The sequence below is a fragment of the Gammaproteobacteria bacterium genome, from assembly GCA_011375345.1.
In the GTDB taxonomy this organism is placed as follows: domain Bacteria; phylum Pseudomonadota; class Gammaproteobacteria; order DRLM01; family DRLM01; genus DRLM01.
Genome location: DRLM01000154.1, coordinates 1 through 20930, shown reverse-complemented (window position 1 = coordinate 20930; position 20930 = coordinate 1). Strand labels below are relative to the sequence as shown.

The following is a 20930-nucleotide window of genomic DNA, read 5'->3' as shown; positions in this document are numbered from 1 at the left end:
GGTCAAGAGCACGAACACCTCATCCCCCAGCCGGTACTTTTTCTTGGTGGGGACAAACAAGCCGCCGTTTTTCACAAAGGGCATATAGGCTTCAAAGAGCGCGTTTTTCTCTTTGACGTTCACCGACAGTATGCCCTGGCGGGCACCCAGTTTTTCCATATTCATCGTCATCCTTCCCCGGTTATGGTCATGTCCTGGGAGCACCCTGACCGAAGCAACGCTGCCAAGTGATGAGCAGATCTTCCAACACCAAGGCGGCATTGAGCGAATTCAGCGCGGGCTGTGACATGGTCTCCAGCCGGGCCAGCAAGTGAAACAAGCCACGCGGGGAGGCGGCCCCGGCCAGGGTCTGCAAACGGCCTAGCTGATGCTGCGCCTTCACATGCCGGGTCTGGCCACCAGCCTGAATCCGCAGGAGATCCGCCACCCAGGCATACATCCACTGTAACGTGTCGTGCAGGGCGAGCTTTAGCAGGGCCTGGGCCATGCGTTCCGGTGTCGCGTCGCCCCACGCCAGGGCCTCCAGTTGCGCCAGCAGGGCGTCGCAGTGAGCGAGGCGGTCTTGCTCCAGATAGCGCCGGGCCAGCAACGGTGCGCCACCGGCCAGTTTGAGCGCGGCGCTGAGTTCATCTGGCCTGCCCGTCACCTGGGCTCGCAGCCAGTCCAGTCCCTGTGCCAGGGGCGGGGCGGTGAACAGCAGCCGCTGGCAACGGCTGCGCAGGGTGGCGGGCAGGCGGCCGGGCCGGGCGCTCACCAACAGCAGGCGGGCGGCGCCTGGCGGCTCTTCCAGGGTTTTGAGCAGGGCGTTGGCGGCCTGCAGGGTCATGCTGTCCGCTTCCAGCAGTGTGACCACCCGGCCTTGTGCCTGTTGCGGCGTCAAGCTGAGAAAGCGGGTGATGGCCCGCACCTGCTCCACCTGCAGCGCTTTGCCCCGCTCTGGCGGGGCAATGCACAACAGATCAGGATGAGTGCCCGCACTGTGCAGACGGCAGGCGCGGCAGCGACCGCAGCCGCGGCCGCTGTCGTCCGGTGTCTCGCATACCAGGCTGCGGGCCAGGGCCGCGGCGAGGTGCGCTTTCCCCAGGCCCGGCGCACCGGCCAGCAACAAGGCATGGGGCAAAGCGTCCTGCCGGCGGCGCGCGATGAGCTGTTGCCACAATCCCTGATGCCAGGGCAGAGTCATGACGCGCCCGCCAGACAGTCATCCAGCACCTGCCTGAGCGCTCCCTGCACCGCCGCCAGATCGCCACTGGCGTCTATGACCCGTACCCGCTGTGGCTGCGCCGCGGCGATGTCCAGATAGGCCTGCCGCACCCGTTCAAAAAAACCGTGTCTTTCCTGCTCGAAACGGTCCACCTCCCCTCCTCGCTGGCGGGCGCGTGCCAGGCTCACGGCCACCGGCGCATCCAACAACACTGTAAGCTGGGGCCGCAGCGACCCCTGCAGCCATTGTTCCAGGGCGGCGATGCGGCTCTTGTCCAGGCCCCGGCCGCCCCCCTGATAGGCGTAAGTGGCGTCGGTGAAGCGGTCACTGACCACCCACCGTCCCGCTGCCACGGCGGGTTGGATCACCCTGGCCAGGTGCTCCGCACGGGCGGCAAACATCAACAACAGTTCAGCATCGCCGGACATGCCGTTGTAGGCGGGGTTGAGCAGCACTTGGCGCAAGGCCTCGCCCAGGGCTGTGCCACCGGGCTCGCGGGTGGCCACCACTTCGCGGCCGTGATCCCGCAGATACCGGCAAACAAAATCCAGGTGGGTGGATTTGCCCACCCCTTCAATACCTTCGAGAGTGATAAACCGGCCGCTCACAATAGAACTCCGCACTGAATGTCCAGGCCCGTCACCGCCGCCCCAGCTGGTAGCGGCGCACAGCTTTGTTGTGCTCCACCAAAGTGGCGGAAAACTGATGGCTGCCGTCACCGCGGGAGACAAAGTACAAGGCATCGCCCGGTGCCGGGTGCAGGGCGGCGTACAGCGCCTCCCGTCCCGGCAGGGCGATGGGGGTGGGCGGCAGACCGCGGCGCACATAGGTGTTGTAAGGCGTCTCCCGCGTCAGATCGCGGCGCCGGATGTTGCCGTCGAAAGCGGCACCCATGCCGTAGATCACCGTGGGGTCAGTCTGCAGCAACATGCCCTTTTGCAGGCGCCGCACAAACACCCCGGCGATGGCGGCCCGCTCGCCGGCGAGGGCGGTTTCTTTTTCTATGATGGAGGCCATGATCAGGGCCTGGTAGGGAGCATCATAAGGCAGGCCCGGATCCCGTTTTGGCCACAGCTCCGCCAAGGTGGCGTTCATGGCCTCGTAGGCCCGCCTGAGAAAGGCCACATCGGTGGTGCCACGGGGAAAATGGTAGGTGTCTGGAAGAAAGCGGCCCTCGGGGTGCTGCCCCGGCGCACCCAGGGCCGCCATGATCTGCCCGGGCGATGACTCCGTCAAGGTGGGCTTGATGGTATCCTGCTCTCGCAAGGCCTGCAGCAAGTCACGAAAGGTCCAGCCTTCGACGATGGTGAAACTGTGCTGCACCACTTTGCCGCTCACCAGCATGTCCAGCAGCTCCCCCGGTTTCATCCCGGTACGGAGCCGATACTCACCGGATTGTATCCGGGCCGCGTCACCCCGCCAGCGCGCCAGCAACACGAGATAGGCCGGCCGCTCCAGGACGCCGGCCCTGACCAGGCGCCGGGCCACGGTGCCCAGGGTTGTGCCCGGGGTCAGTGTCAGCGGCAGCCCCTGCTCCGCCACCCTGAGCGGGGTCTGTTGAAAGCGGTTGAAATCCACCACCCACCCTGCCGCGGCTGCGCCGGCGAGCAGCAGCGCAACAAGAAACAACCGTCCTGTCTTTCCCTTGATTCCCATGATGGGCTCACTCGTCCTGAGGGCTTATTTTCATCTCTTTGAACAAAACGCGGCACAAGGCCTGCGTGCGCACGCCAATCGCATAACGTCTGGGACCGAGGCGGGACACGGGCCAGATGCCAATCAGGCTGTTGGTGACAAACAACTCACAGGCCTGTTCGACCGCCGCCACATCCAAGTCACACTCCCGCGCCGGCCAACCCATCTCCCGGGCCCTTTCCAGCACCAGAGCCCGCACCACTCCCTGCACACCGCAGTGGTCCAGGGCGGGCGTCAACAGTACACCGTCCTGCACCACAAACAGATTGCTCATGGTACCTTCAATCACCCGGCCCTGCTCATCACACATCAGGCCTTCGTGAATGTCCGGATCCTCCCATTCCCGGCGGGCCAGGATCTGTTCCAGCCGGTTGAGGTGTTTCAGCCCGGCCAGCGCGGGCTGGCGCGCCAGGCGCGTCTGGCACCACCGCAGCCGCACCCCCTCCCGCCACACGTGGGCGGGATAGTCCGGCGGTGGATAACTGGCGATGATGCGGGTGGCCGGGGCCATTGCCGACGGCCGGTAGCCCCGCCCGCCCACACCGCGAGTGAGCAGGATCTTGATCACCCCCTCATTCTGGCCCTGCCGCGCCATTTCGGCCTCGCGCTGCAACAACGCCGGGTCCGGCGGGGCCAGCCCCAGCCGGGCCGCGGCGCCGGCCAGCCGGGCCATGTGTCGCGCCCACAGGCACAAGCAGCCACTGCGCAGGGCGATGGTTTCAAACACGCCGTCGCCGTAGTGCAGGCCGCGGTCACCGGGATCCACGCCGGCCGCCGCCCGGCCGTTGACCAGTATCACGCCCGGCCTCCCAAGGCGCGCACCAGACCCCGGGCCTTGGCCCGGGTTTCCTCCAACTCGCGCCAGGGTTCAGAATCGGCCACGATCCCGGCGCCGGCCCGGAAACTGACCTGTGTCCCTTCCACCACCAAAGTGCGAATGAGGATATTCAGGTCCATGGCGCCGCTCCGGGTCAAGTAGCCCATGGCACCGGTGTAGGGGCCGCGGGCCGCCTGCTCCAGTTCGGCGATGATCTCCATGCACCGCACTTTGGGGCAGCCGGTGATAGTGCCGCCGGGAAACAAGGCCCGGATGACCTGCCCGGGGGTGACACCCGCCCGCAGCCGCCCGCGCACGTTGGAGACGATGTGATGCACGTGGGCGTAGGATTCCAGCACCATCATTTCATTCACGTCGATGGTACCCGGCCGGCAGACCCGCCCCAGGTCATTGCGCTCCAGATCGAGCAGCATCACGTGTTCGGCCCGCTCCTTGGGATGGGCCAGCAATTCCCGGCGGTAGGCCTGGTCCGCCCCCAGCCGGGCGCCGCGAGGACGGGTGCCGGCGATGGGGCGGGTGTCGAGCCACTCCCCCCGCACCCGCAGCAGGCGCTCTGGCGAGGAGCTGACGACGGCGCCCTCCTCCCACCGGGCCAGACCGGCGAAGGGCGCGGGATTGGCCCGGCGCAGGCGACGATAAAGGGCGCAGGCCGCCACCGGCGCGGCGAACTCCGCCTGCCAGCGCCGCGACAGGTTGACCTGAAACACATCCCCGGCGGCGATGTATTCCTTGATGCGCCGCACACCAGCCAGATACTGTTCCGCTGGCTCCTCGCCCAAGCGGCACTCCGCCTGGCTGACGGACCCTGCGGGCAATGCCGACGGCATTTGGCGCAGGTCCGCCTCCATGGCATCCAGCAACTCTACCGCCCCCTCCTCTGCCACCAGCCACAGGCACTGGCGCTGATGATCGCGCACCACCGCTGCTGGAATCCGGGTGGCGCGGGCCGTGGGCAGTGCTCCCCGCAAGGGGGGCAGACGCAATACCGGTTCCACCTGGGCTGCCAGCTCGTAGCCGAGATAGAGGAACCAGCCGCCGGTAAAAGGGAGGTCGCACTCGGCATCGGAGTCCGGCGGCCACCGGGCGCAGCGCCATGCCTGGTCCAGCGCCGCCAGAAAATCAGGGCCGGGGGGGGAAGTCCGCGGGATTGACTCCAGGCGCCCGTCCGGGCCAAGGCTCAAGCTGGTACCGGGAAAAGCAAAAAGGATGTCGAAGCGGGCAGGAACGCCACCGTGAGCGGCACTTTCCAGGAAGAAGGGATAACGCGCGGGCTGACGCTGGGCCAGTTCCAGCAGATCGGCACAGCAGGCCAACCGGCGCCGGTGAAAGCCTCTCACGCGGGACGACGCCTTAGCTGGAGCCGTATCGGCCATGGTGGCACCGCATCAGCGGCGGCAGCAAGCGCGCATCAGACTTTGCGGAACACCAGCGTCCCGTTGGTGCCACCAAAGCCGAAGGAATTGGAGACGACGACGTTGATGTCCATGGAGCGGGCGCAGTTGGGCACGTAGTCGAGGTCGCAATCCGGGTCTGGCGTGAATTGATTAATGGTGGGCGGCGCCACCTGATCCCGCAGGGCCAACACACTGAAGATGGCCTCAATACCGCCCGCCGCCCCCAACAGATGGCCGGTCATGGACTTGGTCGAACTCACGGCGATCTTGTAGGCGTGGTCCCCGAAAGCCGCCTTCACCGCCAGGGTCTCGGCCTTGTCGCCCACCGGGGTTGAGGTGCCGTGGGCATTGATGTGCTGCACCTCCTCGGGATTCACCCCCCCATCGCGCAGGGCGTTTTGCATGCAGCGCCTGGCACCGTCGCCACCGGCGGCGGGCTGGGTGATGTGGTAGGCATCGGCGCTCATACCGAAACCCACCAGCTCGGCGTAAATGGGCGCGCCGCGGCGCCTGGCGGATTCGTATTCCTCCAACACCACCACCCCGGCGCCATCGCTCATGACGAAACCGTCACGATCAAGATCGAAAGGACGACTGGCCGTGGCGGGATCATCGTTGCGGGTGGACAGGGCACGGGCGGAGGCAAAACCGCCCAGGCCGCTGGGCGAGGTGGCCATTTCAGCCCCCCCGGCCAGCATCACATCGGCGTCACCGTATTTGATGATGCGGGCCGCCTCACCAATGCTGTGGGTACCCGTGGTGCAGGCGGTGACGAAGGCGAGGTTCGGCCCTTTCATGCCGTACATGATGGACACATTCCCGGAAATCATATTGATAATGTTGCTGGGAATGAAGAAGGGCGAGATCTTGCGCGGGCCCGAATCCAGAAACGCCTTGTAGCCTTTTTCGATACCGGGCAGACCGCCAATGCCGGAACCGATGGCCACGCCGATGCGTTCGGCATTGTCCTCGGTCACTTCCAGGCCGGCATCAGCAATGGCTTCCTGGGCCGCGGCGATGCCGTAGTGAATGAAGGGATCCAGACGACGGGCTTCTTTGGCCGGCAGATGATCGGTGACTTCAAAGCCCCACACCGAACCGCCGATGCGGCAGGCAAAGTCCGACACATCGAAATGCTCAATGCGGCGTATGCCGCTGCGCCCTTCGAGTATGTTTTCCCAAGAGGCTTTGACAGAAAGTCCCACCGGACTGACCATCCCCAAGCCCGTCACCACCACACGTCTGCGATCTGCCACTTTGCTGCGTACTCCGCACTGATCGGTCCAGCCGGACACCGTGCCCGGCGCAAACAAAGAAGGCCGCGAAACGCTGCTTGCTACGCGCTACGGCGGCCCTCTTGTGAAAAACCCGGTTACCCCGCGTGGGCGTTGATGTAGTCTATCGCTTGCTGAACGGTGGTGATTTTCTCGGCTTCTTCATCAGGAATTTCGCATTCGAATTCCTCCTCCAGCGCCATCACCAGCTCCACGGTATCAAGCGAATCGGCGCCCAGATCGTCGACGAAAGAAGACTCTGCACTCACTTCATCTTCCTTGACCCCCAGTTGTTCTACAACGATCTTCTTGACGCGTTCTTCTACTGTGCTCATGACGAATCGTTCCTCCAAAAAACACCGCAGATCGGACTGCGGACGGTATTGTATTGAAAACCCCTGTCCGGCGCCAGACAACCACCCGACCGGCACCACTGAAATCAGGCTGGAAATGCTCAGCCCATGTACATGCCGCCGTTGACGTGCAGCGTCTGACCGGTGATATAGGCCCCCTCTGCCGAGACCAGAAAACGCACGGCGGCAGCAACGTCCTCCGGCTGGCCCAAACGCTGCATGGGAATCTGCCGCAAGAGCTGCGTCTTGTGGTCGTCGGGCAGCACTTTGGTCATATCAGTTTCGATGAAGCCGGGCGCCACGGCATTGACCGTGATGCCACGGGTGGCCACTTCCCGCGCCAGAGACTTGGTGAAGCCTAAAATCCCCGCCTTGGCGGCGGCGTAATTGGCCTGACCCGGGTTGCCGGTGGCCCCCACCACCGAAGCGATGCTGATGATGCGCCCGTGACGGGCCTTCATCATGCCCCGCAGGCAGGCTCTGCTGAGGCGGAAAACGGATGTGAGATTGGTGTCCAATATGCTGTCCCACTCCTCGTCTTTCATACGCATCAGCAAGTTATCGCGGGTAATGCCGGCGTTGTTGATCAATACCGTGGGCACGCCATAATCAGCATTAATGGTTTTGATGAGCTGGTCGACAGCGGCGGCATCGGTGACATCCAGCACCACGCCCCCACCTTTGATCCCCTGTTCATCCAGAAAGGCGCTGATGGTCCCGGCCCCGGACAGGCTGGTGGCGGTACCGATGACCGTGGCCCCGGCCTGTCCCAAGGTGCTGGCGACAGCCCGGCCGATGCCGCGAGTCGCTCCGGTGACCAGGACGATATCCTTACTCAAAGACATAGTTTCCCCTCCCCCCCGATTCAGCACTTGCGCGTTTCAAGCAAGGCCGTGTCCAGTGATGCCGGATCGTGCACCGCCCAAACAGCCATACGGCGATCGGTCCGCCTGTTGAGCCCGGCCAGCACTTTGCCCGGACCGCACTCCACCACAGCCGTCACACCTTGAGAGGCAAAACAGCGCACGGTTTCCGCCCAGCGCACGGGGCTGTGAAGCTGCCGCACCAGGGCGTCACGAATCGCTGCGGGATTGTCATGGGCCGCCACATCGGCATTGTGAATGACGGGTACGGCCGGTGGCGAAACACTCACCTCCGCCAGGCGCTCAGCCAGACGCCGGGCGGCGGGCTGCATCAGAGTACAGTGGGACGGGACGCTGACGGGCAGTTTCACGGCGCGCTTGGCACCGGCCTCTTTGGCCAGCGCAATGGCGCGGTCCACCGCCTCGGCCTCCCCTGCCACCACCACTTGCCCCGGCGAATTGAAATTCACCGCTTCCAGCACTTGCCCGCTGGCGGCTTCGTGACACAGGGTGATCACCTCTTCATCCGTCAGGCCCAGCACCGCGGCCATGGCGCCCGCCCCCAAGGGCACTGCCTCCTGCATGTAGCGCCCCCGTGCCGCGACCAGGGAGACCGCATCCCGCAGCGACAGGGCCCCGGCGCACACCAGGGCGGTGTATTCCCCCAGGCTGTGGCCGGCAAGCAAAACCGGTTTCGCCCCCCCCCGGACACACCACAGCCGCCATGTGGCGACACCGGCGGCCAGCATGACCGGTTGGGTTTTGTCAGTTTCGTTGAGGGTTTGCGCGGGACCGTCTTGCACCAACTGCCACAGATCGAAGCCCAGCGCTTCAGAGGCTTCATCGAACGTCTCTCGCACCCCGGCATAGACAGCCGCCAAGCCGGCCAACATGCCCACGGACTGCGAACCCTGACCGGGAAACACCACGGCTAAAGACATTGATCCCCCCTGACCCTGTGTTGTTTTTTCATCCACAATTTTGTGTTTTCCCCATTGAAAAGGGAAAGATCCAACAGCTTGTTGAAAAGCGGATTTTGTCAACGCGCGCTTGCGGGAAACGCTAAAACTTCACCAGGGCCGAACCCCAGGTGAAGCCGGCGCCAAAGGCCTCCAGCAATACGGTATCGCCCACACCAATGCGGCCGTCACGCACTGCCACATCCAGTGCCAGCGGAATCGAAGCAGCCGAGGTGTTGCCATGTTCGCCCACGGTGACCACCACCTGCTCCATGGGCAGGCCCAGTTTTTTCGCGGTGGCCGAAATAATCCGCAGATTGGCTTGATGCGGCACCAGCCAATCGACATCCGCCCGCCCCAGCCGGTTCGCCCTCAACGTTTCATCCACCAGCGAACCGAGGGTGTTCACCGCCACCTTGAACACTTCCCGCCCCTGCATCTGGATAAAGGCTTTTCCGGCCTGCACCTGGTCGTAACCTTTGGACACGCCGCAGGGAACAGTGAGCAGTTTTTCGTGGCGGCCATCAGCATGCAAATGAGTGGACAAGACGCCCGGCTGACTGCTGCCCCCCACTACCACCGCCCCGGCGCCGTCGCCAAACAACACGCAGGTGGTCCGGTCCTTCCAATCAATGATTCGTGACAGCGTCTCGGCGCCCACAATCAAGGCGTGGCGCGCGACGCCGCTTTGAATGAACTTGTCCGCCACACTCAGGGCATACACGAAGCCGGTGCATACTGCCTGGATGTCGAAGGCGGCGCAGCCAAACGCTTCCAGCCGTTGTTGCAACAAACAGGCAGTACTGGGGAAAACCTGGTCCGGCGTCGTGGTCGCGATGATAATCAGATCAATGTCGGCGGCCTGCACGCCGGCGGCGTCCAAGGCCCGCCGCGCGGCCTGCTCGGCCAGATCGCAGGTGGTTTGTTCCGGCGCGGCGATACGCCGTTGCCGTATTCCCGTGCGTTCCCGGATCCACGCATCGGTGGTATCCACCATGGTTTCCAGTTCGGCATTGCTCAGCACCCTGTCTGGCAGGTAACTGCCCGTGCCGAGGATACGTGAATAAATCAAACCGCCTTCCTCTGCGCCAGCATGGATTGCAAATAGTGACTGGTCCGCTCCGGTACACCGTTTTGCACTTCCAGTGCCGCCTCACGGATGGCGTTGGCGAACGCCACGTCGTCGGCGCGGCCGTGGCTTTTTACCACCGTTCCGCGCAATCCCAGCAAACTGGCGCCGTTGTAGTGCCGCCAGTCGATCTTGTTCCCGAAGGATTTGAGCACGGGCAGGGCCAGCGCGCCGGCCACCCTGGTAAACAGGTTGCGCCTGAAGCCTTCGGCGAGATAGTGACGGATCATTTTTGCCACACCTTCACTGGTTTTGAGGGCGACGTTGCCGACGAAACCGTCGCACACCACCACATCCACCGCTCCGGCATAGATGTCGTCGCCTTCGATGAAACCCGCGTAGTTCAAATCGCTGGCATGCAGCAAACGCGCGACTTCTTTCACCCGCTCATTGCCCTTGATTTCTTCTTCTCCGATATTGAGCAGGCCAACGCTGGGACTGGGATTGTTTTCCACCGCGCTGGTCAGGGCGGCACCCATGACGGCGAATTGAAACAGGGTCTCGGCGCTGGAATCCACATTGGCCCCCAAGTCCAGAATGTGGGTATGGCCGGTGATCGTGGGCACGGCGGTACACAGCGCAGGCCGGTCGATGCCGGGCAGGGTTTTCAGCACGAATCGGGCCGTGGCCATCAGTGCCCCGGTGTTGCCGGCACTGACGCAGGCGGCAGCCTGGCCGCTCTTGACCAGGTTGATGGCCACCCGCATGGAGGAATCCTTTTTGGTGCGCATGGCGACCGAGGGCAGCTCGTCCATGTCCACCACCTGGGAAGCGTGATGAACGATGAGCCTGTCTGCCGCGGGCGTGTTGTGACGCGCCAGTTCTTCTTCCAGCGCATCTTGGCGGCCCACCACGATCAGTCGCAAGGCAGGCTGTTCGCTCAATACCCTCAACGCAGCGGGGACCACGACGCCCACGCCGTGGTCCCCGCCCATGCCGTCCAGGGCAACGGTGAGTTCCAAGGTGTTACTCGCCTTTGGGAGTCAATACCTTGCGCCCCCGGTAATGACCGCCAGGCGTGATGTGGTGGCGCAAATGGGTTTCGCCGGTCTCGCCGTCGATAGACAAGCCGGGTGCTTTAAGTCCGTCATGAGAGCGGCGCATGCCGCGCTTGGAGGGGGTTTTGCGATTTTGCTGGACAGCCATTTTGGATCACTCCTTACAAGTGGCAACATAACTTGAAATTTGATGGCGGGCTCGAGCGCCCGGGGTTTCGCCGTTGTTTACCGCCCGGGTTTCAAACTTTTCAGCGCCGCAAAAGGGTTGGGACGGCCACCCACATCCTCTTGTTCAACGGCAACGCCCAAGCGCGGCGTGTCAATCCTGCACACCCCCGTGTCGTGCCGCGGCACCGTTGGCACGGCGAGCAGGAGTTCATCCTCCACCATGTCATGGAGCGCAATGTCATGCCTCGTCACCAGGCACGGATCGTATTCTTCCCCCAGGTGCGGGATCTCTTCCTCGCTGCGCACGAAAGCCACACGTGGCGCCAGATCGAGATCCAGCTCCATCACCTCCAGGCAGCGCTGGCAAAGCAGGGGCAATACCGCTGTAATCCGCCCCCGGGCATGGCGGGTGCCCAGCGGGTCCACGTCAAACTGCCACTCATAGCTCGCCGCACCACGGGCCGCCGCCAGCAGGGACGCCAAGCGCGTCATGTCAGCAAGGTCTACACTGCCCTCATAAGAGCGCGCCACTTCAGCAGTGTGAAAAGGATCAATAAATCCTGAGCGGTGCCTGGACATAAGCGGCGGATAGTAACTCTAATTGCGCCCTGTGTCAAAACAGCCCGTTCGCAAAATACCAGAAATTCCAGTATATTGCGCGCGGGCCGGTATTGACTTTGGCGCGCTGTTCTCGTAGAAACCGTCGCCTAAGCGGGAAGCACTCCACCCACCCTGCGGCTGCCGGAGCCGGGGCATCATCGGTACGATAGCTTGATTAAAAAAATCCTGATCGCCAACCGCGGCGAAATCGCCGTGCGCATTGTACGGGCCTGCGCCGAAATGGGCATCACCTCGGTGGCCATTTACACCGACGCTGACCGTCACGGGCTCCACGTCAAAAAAGCGGACGAATCCTACAACATCGGGCCGGACTCCGTCGCCGGCTACCTCAACGCCCACCGCATCGTCAACCTGGCCGCTGCCACAGGCTGCGATGCCCTCCACCCCGGCTACGGCTTTCTTTCCGAAAACCCCTTGCTGGCCGAGATTTGCGAGCGCCGGGGCATACGTTTCATCGGTCCCACAGCACAAGTCATTCAGCGCATGGGCGACAAGGTGGAAGCGCGACGCGCCATGGTGGACGCCGGCATTCCGGTCACCCCCGGCAGCGACGGCAGCCTGGCCGGCGTGGACGAGGCGCTGGCCTGCGCCGAGGCCGTTGGCTATCCCATCATGCTGAAAGCCACTTCCGGCGGCGGCGGCCGGGGCATCCGCCGCTGCGGCAGCGCCACCGAACTCAAACGGCAATACGACCGGGTGGTGTCGGAGGCCACCAAGGCCTTCGGCAGCGCCGAGGTCTTTATCGAAAAGTGCATCGACCATCCGCGGCACATCGAAGTTCAAGTGCTGGCCGATCACCACGGCCGCGCCATCCATCTGTTCGAGCGAGACTGTTCCATTCAGCGCCGCCATCAAAAACTGCTGGAGATCGCCCCGTCCCCGCAGTTGAACGACGATCAACGCAAGGTGCTGGGGAAGCTGGCCGTGCGCGCCGCCAGGGCAGTGGGCTACCGCAACGCCGGCACGGTCGAGTTTCTGATGGATGCGGAAGACAATTTTTATTTCATGGAAATGAACACCCGCCTGCAGGTGGAACATCCCGTCACCGAGGAAATCACCGGCGTGGACATCGTGCAGGAGCAGATCCGCATTGCCGCGGGCCTCAAACTGCAATACACCCAGCGGGACATCAAGCGGCGCGGCTACGCCATGGAGTTTCGCATCAACGCGGAAGACCCCCGCAACGATTTCCTGCCCAGCTTCGGCCGCATTACCCGTTATTTCGCCCCCGGCGGCCCGGGCGTGCGTACCGACGCCGCCATTTACACCGGCTATGAGCTGCCGCCCCACTACGATTCGCTGTGCGCCAAACTCACCGTCTGGGCGCTGACCTGGGATCAACTGCTGGACCGGGCCGAGCGGGCGCTCAAGGACATGGGGGTGTTCGGCGTCAAGACCACCATCCCCTATCATCTGGAAATTCTGAAATCACCGGAATTCCAGGCCGGCCGTTTCGATACCCGCTTCGTGGAACAACATCCCGAGCTTGCCAATTACTCCATCCGCCGCCACCGGCGGGATCTGGCAGCCGCCATCAGCGCCGCCCTGGCGGCCCACATGGGAACATAAAGACAGCGAAAGGCTTCCTCCATGGCCCCCGTTCAAATCACCGAAACCGTATTGCGCGACGCCCATCAATCCTTGATCGCCACCCGCCTGCGCACCGAGGACATGCTGCCCATTTGTGAAAAACTGGACAAGGTGGGCTTCTGGTCCCTGGAAATGTGGGGCGGCGCCACTTTCGATGCCTGCCTGCGCTTTTTGAAGGAAGACCCCTGGGAGCGTTTGCGCCAACTGCGCGAAGCACTGCCCAACACCCGCTTGCAGATGCTGCTCCGGGGGCAAAACCTGCTGGGCTACCGCCACTATTCCGATGATGTGGTGCAAGCCTTCATCGGCCGGGCCGCGGCCAACGGCATCGACGTGTTCCGCATCTTCGACGCCCTCAACGATGTGCGCAATCTGCGCGTGGCCATCGAAGCGGTGACAGCCGCCGGCAAGCACGCCCAGGGCGCCATCAGCTACACCACCAGCCCGGTGCACGGCGTGCCCCAGTTCGTGGCCATGGCCAGGGAAATGGAACAAATGGGCTGCCACAGCATCGCCATCAAAGACATGGCGGGCCTGCTCACCCCGGCGGTCACGGAAAAACTGGTGTCCGCCCTGCTGGACGCGGTGACCATTCCCGTGCACCTGCATTCCCACGCCACCGCCGGGCTGGCGGACATGTGTCAGCTCAAAGCCGTGGAAGTGGGCTGCCGTCACATCGACACTGCCATTTCCACTTTCGCCGGCGGCACCAGCCACCCACCCACGGAAAGCATGGTGGCGGCGTTCCGCGACACGGGCTGCGACACCGGCTTGGATCTTGCACTGCTGCAAGAAATCGGCATGTATTTCTACGCCGTACGCAAGAAATACGCGCGCTTCGAAAGTGAATTCACCGGGGTGGACACCCGGGTGCAGGTCAACCAGATTCCCGGTGGTATGATTTCCAATCTCGCCAACCAGCTGCGTGAACAAGGCGCCCTGGACCGCATGAATGAGGTGCTGGCGGAAGTGCCGCGGGTGCGGGAAGACTTGGGCTTTCCGCCGCTGGTGACCCCCACTTCGCAAATCGTCGGCACCCAGGCGGTGCTCAACGTGCTCACCGGCAGGCGCTACAAAAACATTACCAATGAAGTGAAGTTTTATCTGCAAGGCCGCTACGGCAGGCCGCCGGGCAAGGTCAACAACATGGTGCGCCAGCAGGCCATCGGCAACGAAGACGTGATTCAGTGCCGCCCCGCTGACTTGCTGAAAAACGAAATGCACACCCTGCAGGACGAAATCGGCGAGCTGGCCAAGAATGAAGAAGACGTGCTCAGCTACGCCATGTTCCCGGAAGTGGGCCGCACTTTCCTGGAAGAGCGGGCGGCGGGCACGCTGACGCCCGAGCCCTTGGAAGCCCCTCCTCAATCCACCCGGGGCAGCGGCGCCGTGCCGGTGGAATTCAACGTCACACTGCACGGCGAAACCTACCACATCAAAGTCACCGGCAGCGGTCACGCCGCCCAGGACCGGCGGCCGTTTTACGTGTCCGTGGACGGCGTGCCGGAAGAAATCATCGTTGAGGCACTGGAAGAACTGGAACCGGGCGCCGAAGCGGACAAGCCCCGTGTAAAGGGCAGCAAACGACCCCGCGCCACGGCGCCGGGCCATGTCACCACCTCCATGCCCGGCACCATCGTGGATGTGTTGGTGAAGGTGGGTGACAGCGTGAAAGAAGGCGATCCCGTTCTGGTCACGGAGGCCATGAAAATGGAGACAGAAGTCCACGCGCCCATCGCCGGCACGGTGAGCGCCGTGCACGTGGAAAAAGGGGACACTGTCAATCCCGACGAGGCTTTGATCGAACTGGAATGAGAAAACTCGTTCTCGCTTCCACTTCGCCTTACCGCAGGGCGCTGTTGGCGCGTCTGCAACTCCCGTTTGAAACGGCCTGCCCCGAGGTGGATGAGACCCCCCTTCCGAGTGAACCCCCGGAGCAACTGGTCGCACGCCTGGCGGAGCTGAAAGCGCGTGCCGTGGCCCCCCGTTTCCCGGATGCCTTGATCATCGGCAGTGACCAGCTCGCGGTACGTGGCGGCAAAACGCTGGGCAAACCGGGCGGCTTTGACGCAGCCAAAGCGCAATTGCTGGCGGCTTCAGGTAAAACGGTGCGCTTCCTGACCGGCCTGTGCCTGCTGGACAGCCCCACCGGGCAGGCTCAGGTGACGGTGGTTCCTTATTCTGTGGTGTTCCGCGCATTGGACGAAGCGCAAATCGAACGCTATCTGCACCGCGAGCAGCCCTATCACTGCGCGGGTGCTTTCAAATCGGAAGGGCTGGGTATTGCCCTGTTCAAGCAAATGGAAGGAACGGACCCCAACGCGCTGGTAGGACTGCCACTCATCAAGCTGATCAGCATGCTGGAGTGCGCCGGGGTCCACGTGCTTTAGCGCAAGCCGGTCTGCTCCACCCCCAGCACTGACGCCACGCCGTCCACCAGGGCCACACCAAACCGCTCCGTAAAACGCTCCAAGGGCGACGGCCGGTGGGTGTAGTCCACAATTTTCTCGGCTTTGATGACGTCCCGTGCCACCTGGCCGGCGCTGCCCAGAGCATCCACCAAACCCAGTTCCAGGCCCTGTTGGCCGGTCCAGAACAAGCCACTGAACAATACCGAGTCGTCCCCTTTCAGGCGCCCCCCCCGCCCCTCTTTGACAACCTTGATGAACTGCCGGTGGATATTGCCCAGCAAGGCTTTGACATGCTCAACCTCGTCATCGCGCAAGGGTGAAAAAGGGTCCAAAAACGCCTTGTCCTCACCCGCGGTGAAGATGCGCCGTTCGATGCCCAGTTTTTTCATCGCCTCGACAAATCCAAAAGTCGACAGACCACTCATGCGCACACCGATGGAACCGACAATGCTGGCTTTGTTGGCATAAATCTGATCGGCAGCGGCGGCAATGTAGTACCCCCCGGAGGCGCACATATCGGTAATCACCGCATAGAGAGGAATATCCGGATGCTGCTCACGCAAACGGCGGATCTCGTCGTTGATATAGCCCGCCTGCACCGGACTGCCGCCGGGACTGTTGATACGCAAAATCACGCCGCGCACGTCTTTGGCGCCAAAGGCCTCGCGCAGGGCGGCAATGACATCATCGGCATTGGCCTCGGCATTGTCAGCGATGGCGCCTTTTATCTCGACCAGAGCCGTGTGTTCGCCGTGAACAATCGCGGCACCGTCCCAATCTGACCCCTGGAAGGAAAAAAACAGGGCGATCAAATAGGCCAGCAGCACAAGTTTGAAAAACACCCCCCAACGGCGGGCGCGGCGCTGCTCTTTCAACGCGGCATAGGCCAGGCCCGTGACCAGTTCCCGTTCCCACCCCGGACCTTGTCCGGCAGATGTCTTCGCCGGCTGCGCCGGCCCTTCCCATGCTGCTCTTTCCTTGTCATCGCTCATTGGCACTCGTCCTCATTTGGGAGACCCTGGTGACTGTAATGCGAAAGAACCCCCCTTCGCGGGGGGCGGCGGCCCGGCCGGGTACTGGCTGCTGCCACCAGCACCAGCCCCTGACCGCAATATCCTCAACTTATTGCACCGCACTGCTGTCTGTGTTGTTCATCGAACCAATGCGCCAGTTCCTGAATGCTGTCCACACAGCACAGGGTATCGGGACCCGCCAAGCGCCCGCGCCCGTGCACGCCGTGACACACCCCCACGAAGGCCGTGCCGGCATTTTGCGCCATCAGGCGATCGTGTTCGGTGTCCCCCACCAGCAGGCAGCGCTTGGCATCCACCCCCAAATCATCCATGATTTCCATCAGCATGTGGGGCTGGGGTTTGGAAAAGCTCTCATCGGCACAGCGGGTCGCATCAAACAGATGACCGCAGGCGAGTTCCCGCAAGGCGCGGTCCAGGCCCCGTCGGCTTTTCCCGGTGGCCACCGCCAGCAAGTAACCGCGCCGGCGCAAATCCGCGAGCAATTCCAGCGCCCCGGCAAAGGGGCGGGCTTCGCCGTGGGGACCGTGTAAATAGTGGTGCCGGTAGGCATCGACAAATATCTGAAGCTTTGTGGTATCTTCAGCAGGATAGAGCGTATCAATCGCCTCACGCAGACCCAAACCGATCACGTCCCGCAGTTTGTCCTCGGCCAGGGCCGGCAAAGCCGCATCATGTGCCGCCGCCCGCAAACACGCCACGATACGTGCGATGGAATCCACCAAAGTGCCATCCCAATCGAACACCAGCAAGTCGAATTTCCTAGCGCTCAACATCTTTCCTCAGATTCTCCAACACGGCCTCAAGTTCCGCCGGCAACGGGGCGGAGACGGTCAGTTTGCCCTCTCCCTCCAGGCGCGGCAGCACCAGCGAGGCCGCATGCAGAAACAGGCGCGAGAGGCCCTGGCCGCGCATCCACCGGTTGAATGCCGCATCACCGTATTTTTCATCTCCCGCCAGCGGATGCCCCAGATGCGCCGCGTGAACCCGGATTTGATGCGTCCGCCCTGTCAAGGGCCGGGCCTCCAGCAAACTTGCACCGGAAAAGTGTTCGACACAGCGAAAACGGGTCCGGGAAGGCTTGCCCTTAGGATCCACCTTCACCAAGCGTTCACCAGACTGAAGAATATTTTTTTTCAAAGGAAGGTTGACAGTGCGCACGCCCCCGGCGCAGCGTCCCGTTCCCAAGGCCAGATAGGTTTTCTGCACGCGGTTGGCCCGGAAAAATTCGTGCAGCACCCGCAAAGCGCTGCGTTTTTTCGCCAGCAGCAAACAGCCGGAGGTTTCCCGGTCCAGCCGGTGCACCAGTTCCAGATGCGGGGCATCCGGCCGACAGGCACGCAACACCTCGATGACACCAAAACTGAGGCCACTGCCGCCATGCACAGCCAGATGAGCGGGTTTGTTGATAACCATAAGGCCTTGATCTTCATGGAGGATAGATGCTTCCAGGGTCTCCCTCAAGCCCCGCCCTGCTTGTCTTTGATGGGGTTCGCGCTTCGCCGCGGCGACAGGGGGAACCCGCACCAGATCGTCGAATTGCAGACGGTAGGGCGGCTTGACGCGACGCCTGTTCACCCGCACCTCGCCCCGCCGCAACAGGCGGTAAACGTGGCTTTTGGGCACGCCTTTGAGGAGCCCCAGCAAAAAATTATCCACCCGCTGCCCCGCCCGCTCCGCATCGACCCGGACATGGCGGACTTCTTTTTGTGATTCGGAGCGCTGTTTCATTTCGTTGGGATTTCAAACGATGTTTAATTGCCGATAGCGTATAAGATTGATATATTTGGAAGATTAGGGACAGCGAACGTAATGACAGGGCAACACCCCGCCCCCGCAGCCCAACCGGCCACTGACGCGGTTCGGCGTGCCCCATGCCGCTTTCCTTTTTTGAAAACGCCCGCCAGCAACTTGCAAAAGGGACGGGCGATTATACCGGCCATAACGCAAAACCGGCAGGATTTTGCCCCGTCGCATTTGCGGCAAATCATTGGCCGAGACGTCGATACCACCGCGCGGTACGTACCCGCCACCAGCACAAGCACAAGGCCCAACACTGGCAGGGCGAATCAGGTACGGCCCCGTCGCGGTGGATATGAATCCTGGAAACAACCGTGTGGTGAATCTGTCACCCACGGGCTTTCCGCGAATTACCCCCATCTCGTTTTGATGGGACTGTGTAGCCATTTAATGACGGCGCCCGTGCCCATGGCATGAGGCCGCCCCGGCTTGGCGCGGTATTCAGCGTGATGTGAAAAACGAGCGACCCCAGCGCCTCAGGAGCCCGGCAGCAACGGGCGGGTGCGGCCCCAGGCGAGGGCGAGGTTTCGCTAGGTTTTCTCTGACCACAGCGCAATACCCGATAGCGGTGCAAGCAAACGTCGCCGGAGTCGGAGGCCCCGCCCTGGGTGAACCCCAGGGCGCCGCGAGAGAACAATTTATATGAAGAGGATGCTGATTAACGCCACCCAGCCGGAAGAGCTGCGGGTGGCGCTGGTGGATGGCCAATATTTATACGACCTGGACATCGAAACCCCCTCACGGGAACAGAAAAAAGCCAATATCTACAAGGGCAAGATCACCCGCATCGAGCCCAGCCTGGAAGCCGCGTTTGTGGACTACGGCGCCGAGCGGCACGGCTTCCTGCCGCTGAAAGACATCGCCCCCAGCAATTTTCGCGTACCGCCGGAGAAGCTGGAAGGGCGCGTCCATATCAAAGACGTGCTGCGCGAGGGCCAGGAATTGGTCGTTCAGGTGGACAAAGAAGAACGCGGTACCAAAGGTGCGGCACTCACCACCTTCATCAGCCTCGCCGGCCGCTACTTGGTGCTCATGCCCAACAACCCCCGCGCCGGCGGCGTATCCCGCCGGATCGAAGGCGAGGAGCGCAGTGAGCTGCGTGAAATCATGGCGGGGCTCACGGTGCCCGAAGGCATGGGCGTGATCGCCCGCACCGCCGGCGTCGGGCGCAGCCAGGAAGAATTGCAGTGGGATCTGGACTATCTGCTGCGCCTTTGGGATTCCATCGCCAAAGCCGCCGCGGAAAAACCCGCCCCTTTCCTGGTGTATCAGGAAAGCAACGTCATCATTCGCGCCATGCGCGACTATCTGCGCCAGGACGTGGGTGAAATCCTGATCGACGACGAAGAGGTCTATCATCAGGCCTGCGAATTCGTGCAGCAGGTCATGCCCACCTATTTGAGCCGCATCAAACGCTACAGCGACCACACGCCGCTGTTCAGCCGCTACCAGATCGAAAGCCAGATCGAGGCCGCCTTCCGTCACGAAGTGCGCCTGCCCTCCGGGGGCGCCATCGTCATCGACCATACGGAGGCTCTGGTGTCCATCGACGTCAACTCGGGTCGCGCCACCAAGGGCGGCGACATCGAGGAAACGGCGCTCAACACCAATTTGGAAGCGTCCGATGAAATCGCCCGCCAGCTGCGTCTGCGGGACATCGGCGGCCTGATCGTCATAGATTTCATCGACATGACCCCAAGCCGCCACCAGCGGGAAGTGGAAAACCGGCTGCGGGACGCCCTGAAAGCCGACCGGGCGCGGGTGCAGATAGGCCGCATTTCGCGCTTCGGCCTGCTGGAAATGTCGCGCCAGCGGCTCCGGCCCTCGCTGGGCGAATACAGCCAGATCGTGTGCCCGCGCTGCCAGGGGCAGGGGCGCATCCGCACCGTCGAGTCCCTGGCCCTGTCCATCCTCCGGCTGATCGAAGAAGAAGCCATGAAGGAGAGTACGGGCCGGATCATCGCCCAGCTGCCGGTGGAAGTGGCCACCTTCCTGCTGAATGAAAAGCGGGACACCGTGCGCGCCATCGAAGAACGGCAGAACACCGTCATCATTTTGGTGCCGAATACTTCATTCCACACCCCCCAGTACGAAGTGAAGCGTCTGCGACGCGAGGATATCGCTGACGGTTCCGAAACAGAGACGGAGGCGCTCAGCTACCAAACCGCCGATCAGCCGGAAGCCGTAGAAGCCTCCTGGATGACAGCCGAAAAAGCCACTGTTGAAAAACCCGCTGTCAAGAGTGTGGCGCCCGCCACACCGGCTCCCCCTCCCCGGCCGGCGGCCAGCGCTCCTGCCGAAGGCGGACTTATCAAGCGCATGTGGTCCTCCCTGTTCGGCGCCTCCAAAGAAGAGGGGCAGGCGACCGAATCCGCGCAGCGGGCGCAAACCCCGCGGCGGCGGCCCACCGACAGCTCTCGTCGCCGGAGCGAAAGCGGCCGAGGCCGGGGAAAATCCGGAATGGGACAACGGCGGGGCCCGCAGTCCCGCCGTCGTTCCAGTGCCAACGGTTCCCGGCGGGGGGAAAGCGCAGCGCCGGAAACGAGCGCTGGCACCGCCCCGGAAGCGGGAGCGGCGGTGCCGTCACAGGATAAAAAAGATG

The 20930-nt window shown here is 62.9% G+C and carries 21 protein-coding genes; 4 read left to right on the top strand and 17 right to left on the bottom strand.

All coding sequences use genetic code 11. The features are described 5' to 3' along the window. The 14 genes from ENJ19_11960 to ENJ19_11895 form a co-directional block, all read right to left on the bottom strand. A partial coding sequence (locus ENJ19_11960; GenBank protein ID HHM06435.1) for a pilus assembly protein PilZ occupies window positions 1–159 on the bottom strand: 159 nt, incomplete at its 3' end. A 28-nt stretch (window positions 160–187) separates the two neighbouring features. Then, window positions 188–1183 carry a DNA polymerase III subunit delta' gene (locus ENJ19_11955; protein HHM06434.1) on the bottom strand — a complete coding sequence of 332 codons (996 nt, stop codon included), beginning with the start codon at window positions 1181–1183 and terminating at the stop codon, window positions 188–190. Then, window positions 1180–1947: a dTMP kinase gene (locus ENJ19_11950; protein HHM06433.1), complete on the bottom strand. Its 768-nt coding sequence runs from the start codon at window positions 1945–1947 to the stop codon at window positions 1180–1182. The genes ENJ19_11955 and ENJ19_11950 overlap by 4 nt, the downstream gene beginning before the upstream one ends. Next, entirely contained in the window at window positions 1844–2860 is a 1017-nt protein-coding gene (gene mltG / locus ENJ19_11945) for an endolytic transglycosylase MltG (protein ID HHM06432.1), read from the bottom strand. Before mltG ends, ENJ19_11950 begins: the two co-directional genes overlap by 104 nt. 7 nt (window positions 2861–2867) lie before the next feature. After that, window positions 2868–3695 (bottom strand): aminodeoxychorismate lyase, encoded by an 828-nt coding sequence (locus tag ENJ19_11940; protein ID HHM06431.1) that lies wholly within the window; start codon window positions 3693–3695, stop codon window positions 2868–2870. Beyond that, window positions 3695–5110, bottom strand: a complete 1416-nt coding sequence (locus ENJ19_11935; GenBank protein HHM06430.1) for an aminodeoxychorismate synthase component I — start codon at window positions 5108–5110, stop codon at window positions 3695–3697. Before ENJ19_11935 ends, ENJ19_11940 begins: the two co-directional genes overlap by 1 nt. 35 nt (window positions 5111–5145) lie before the next feature. After that, window positions 5146–6387, bottom strand: coding sequence for a beta-ketoacyl-[acyl-carrier-protein] synthase II (fabF, locus tag ENJ19_11930; protein ID HHM06429.1), 1242 nt, complete (start codon window positions 6385–6387; stop codon window positions 5146–5148). Between the two features lie 116 nt (window positions 6388–6503). Then, window positions 6504–6740, bottom strand: a complete 237-nt coding sequence (locus ENJ19_11925; GenBank protein ID HHM06428.1) for an acyl carrier protein — start codon at window positions 6738–6740, stop codon at window positions 6504–6506. A 119-nt stretch (window positions 6741–6859) separates the two neighbouring features. Next, window positions 6860–7603: a 3-oxoacyl-ACP reductase FabG gene (fabG, locus tag ENJ19_11920; GenBank protein ID HHM06427.1), complete on the bottom strand. Its 744-nt coding sequence runs from the start codon at window positions 7601–7603 to the stop codon at window positions 6860–6862. A gap of 20 nt (window positions 7604–7623) precedes the next feature. Further along, entirely contained in the window at window positions 7624–8562 is a 939-nt protein-coding gene (gene fabD / locus ENJ19_11915) for a [acyl-carrier-protein] S-malonyltransferase (protein HHM06426.1), read from the bottom strand. 121 nt (window positions 8563–8683) lie between these two features. Then, window positions 8684–9652 (bottom strand): ketoacyl-ACP synthase III, encoded by a 969-nt coding sequence (locus tag ENJ19_11910; protein ID HHM06425.1) that lies wholly within the window; start codon window positions 9650–9652, stop codon window positions 8684–8686. Beyond that, window positions 9649–10671, bottom strand: coding sequence for a phosphate acyltransferase PlsX (gene plsX, locus ENJ19_11905; GenBank protein ID HHM06424.1), 1023 nt, complete (start codon window positions 10669–10671; stop codon window positions 9649–9651). The genes ENJ19_11910 and plsX overlap by 4 nt, the downstream gene beginning before the upstream one ends. Window positions 10672–10675: 4 nt before the next feature. Next, entirely contained in the window at window positions 10676–10855 is a 180-nt protein-coding gene (locus ENJ19_11900; GenBank protein ID HHM06423.1) for a 50S ribosomal protein L32, read from the bottom strand. A gap of 77 nt (window positions 10856–10932) precedes the next feature. Next, entirely contained in the window at window positions 10933–11454 is a 522-nt protein-coding gene (locus ENJ19_11895) for a hypothetical protein (protein HHM06422.1), read from the bottom strand. Window positions 11455–11646: 192 nt separating this feature from the next. On the opposite strand from ENJ19_11895, the gene ENJ19_11890 reads away from it, so the two are divergent. From ENJ19_11890 to ENJ19_11880, 3 genes are read left to right on the top strand one after another with little or no spacing between them, the layout of a single operon-like run. Continuing rightward, window positions 11647–13065, top strand: coding sequence for an acetyl-CoA carboxylase biotin carboxylase subunit (locus ENJ19_11890; GenBank protein ID HHM06421.1), 1419 nt, complete (start codon window positions 11647–11649; stop codon window positions 13063–13065). A 21-nt stretch (window positions 13066–13086) separates the two neighbouring features. Continuing rightward, window positions 13087–14901 (top strand): oxaloacetate decarboxylase subunit alpha, encoded by a 1815-nt coding sequence (gene oadA, locus ENJ19_11885; protein HHM06420.1) that lies wholly within the window; start codon window positions 13087–13089, stop codon window positions 14899–14901. After that, entirely contained in the window at window positions 14898–15476 is a 579-nt protein-coding gene (locus ENJ19_11880; protein HHM06419.1) for a septum formation inhibitor Maf, read from the top strand. Before oadA ends, ENJ19_11880 begins: the two co-directional genes overlap by 4 nt. Here ENJ19_11880 and ENJ19_11875 read toward each other — a convergent pair. The 3 genes from ENJ19_11875 to rluC all read right to left on the bottom strand — a co-directional run bounded on the left by ENJ19_11875 (window position 15473) and on the right by rluC (window position 18259). After that, window positions 15473–16489 (bottom strand): S49 family peptidase, encoded by a 1017-nt coding sequence (locus ENJ19_11875; GenBank protein ID HHM06418.1) that lies wholly within the window; start codon window positions 16487–16489, stop codon window positions 15473–15475. The two genes, ENJ19_11880 and ENJ19_11875, sit on opposite strands and share 4 nt — an antisense overlap. Before the next feature lie 125 nt (window positions 16490–16614). Then, window positions 16615–17304, bottom strand: a complete 690-nt coding sequence (locus ENJ19_11870) for an HAD family hydrolase (GenBank protein HHM06417.1) — start codon at window positions 17302–17304, stop codon at window positions 16615–16617. Then, window positions 17291–18259: a 23S rRNA pseudouridine(955/2504/2580) synthase RluC gene (gene rluC, locus ENJ19_11865; protein HHM06416.1), complete on the bottom strand. Its 969-nt coding sequence runs from the start codon at window positions 18257–18259 to the stop codon at window positions 17291–17293. The genes ENJ19_11870 and rluC overlap by 14 nt, the downstream gene beginning before the upstream one ends. Window positions 18260–18970: 711 nt before the next feature. Between rluC and ENJ19_11860 the strand changes: the two genes are divergently transcribed. Beyond that, the coding region (locus tag ENJ19_11860) for a ribonuclease E (protein HHM06415.1) at window positions 18971–20930 on the top strand (1960 nt) is incomplete at its 3' end.

Bases quoted from the DNA above. Each gene is read 5' to 3' on its own strand.
- mltG (HHM06432.1), bottom strand. From the start codon at position 2,860: ATGGGAATCAAGGGAAAGACAGGACGGTTGTTTCTTGTTGCGCTGCTG.
- ENJ19_11895 (HHM06422.1), bottom strand. From the start codon at position 11,454: ATGTCCAGGCACCGCTCAGGATTTATTGATCCTTTTCACACTGCTGAA.
- oadA (HHM06420.1), top strand. From the start codon at position 13,087: ATGGCCCCCGTTCAAATCACCGAAACCGTATTGCGCGACGCCCATCAA.
- ENJ19_11875 (HHM06418.1), bottom strand. From the start codon at position 16,489: ATGAGCGATGACAAGGAAAGAGCAGCATGGGAAGGGCCGGCGCAGCCG.
- ENJ19_11950 (HHM06433.1), bottom strand. From the start codon at position 1,947: ATGCCTTGTACTTTGTCTCCCGCGGTGACGGCAGCCATCAGTTTTCCG.
- ENJ19_11900 (HHM06423.1), bottom strand. From the start codon at position 10,855: ATGGCTGTCCAGCAAAATCGCAAAACCCCCTCCAAGCGCGGCATGCGC.
- rluC (HHM06416.1), bottom strand. From the start codon at position 18,259: ATGAAACAGCGCTCCGAATCACAAAAAGAAGTCCGCCATGTCCGGGTC.
- fabG (HHM06427.1), bottom strand. From the start codon at position 7,603: ATGTCTTTGAGTAAGGATATCGTCCTGGTCACCGGAGCGACTCGCGGC.
- ENJ19_11935 (HHM06430.1), bottom strand. From the start codon at position 5,110: ATGGCCGATACGGCTCCAGCTAAGGCGTCGTCCCGCGTGAGAGGCTTT.
- ENJ19_11870 (HHM06417.1), bottom strand. From the start codon at position 17,304: ATGTTGAGCGCTAGGAAATTCGACTTGCTGGTGTTCGATTGGGATGGC.
- ENJ19_11955 (HHM06434.1), bottom strand. From the start codon at position 1,183: ATGACTCTGCCCTGGCATCAGGGATTGTGGCAACAGCTCATCGCGCGC.
- fabD (HHM06426.1), bottom strand. From the start codon at position 8,562: ATGTCTTTAGCCGTGGTGTTTCCCGGTCAGGGTTCGCAGTCCGTGGGC.
- ENJ19_11880 (HHM06419.1), top strand. From the start codon at position 14,898: ATGAGAAAACTCGTTCTCGCTTCCACTTCGCCTTACCGCAGGGCGCTG.
- ENJ19_11925 (HHM06428.1), bottom strand. From the start codon at position 6,740: ATGAGCACAGTAGAAGAACGCGTCAAGAAGATCGTTGTAGAACAACTG.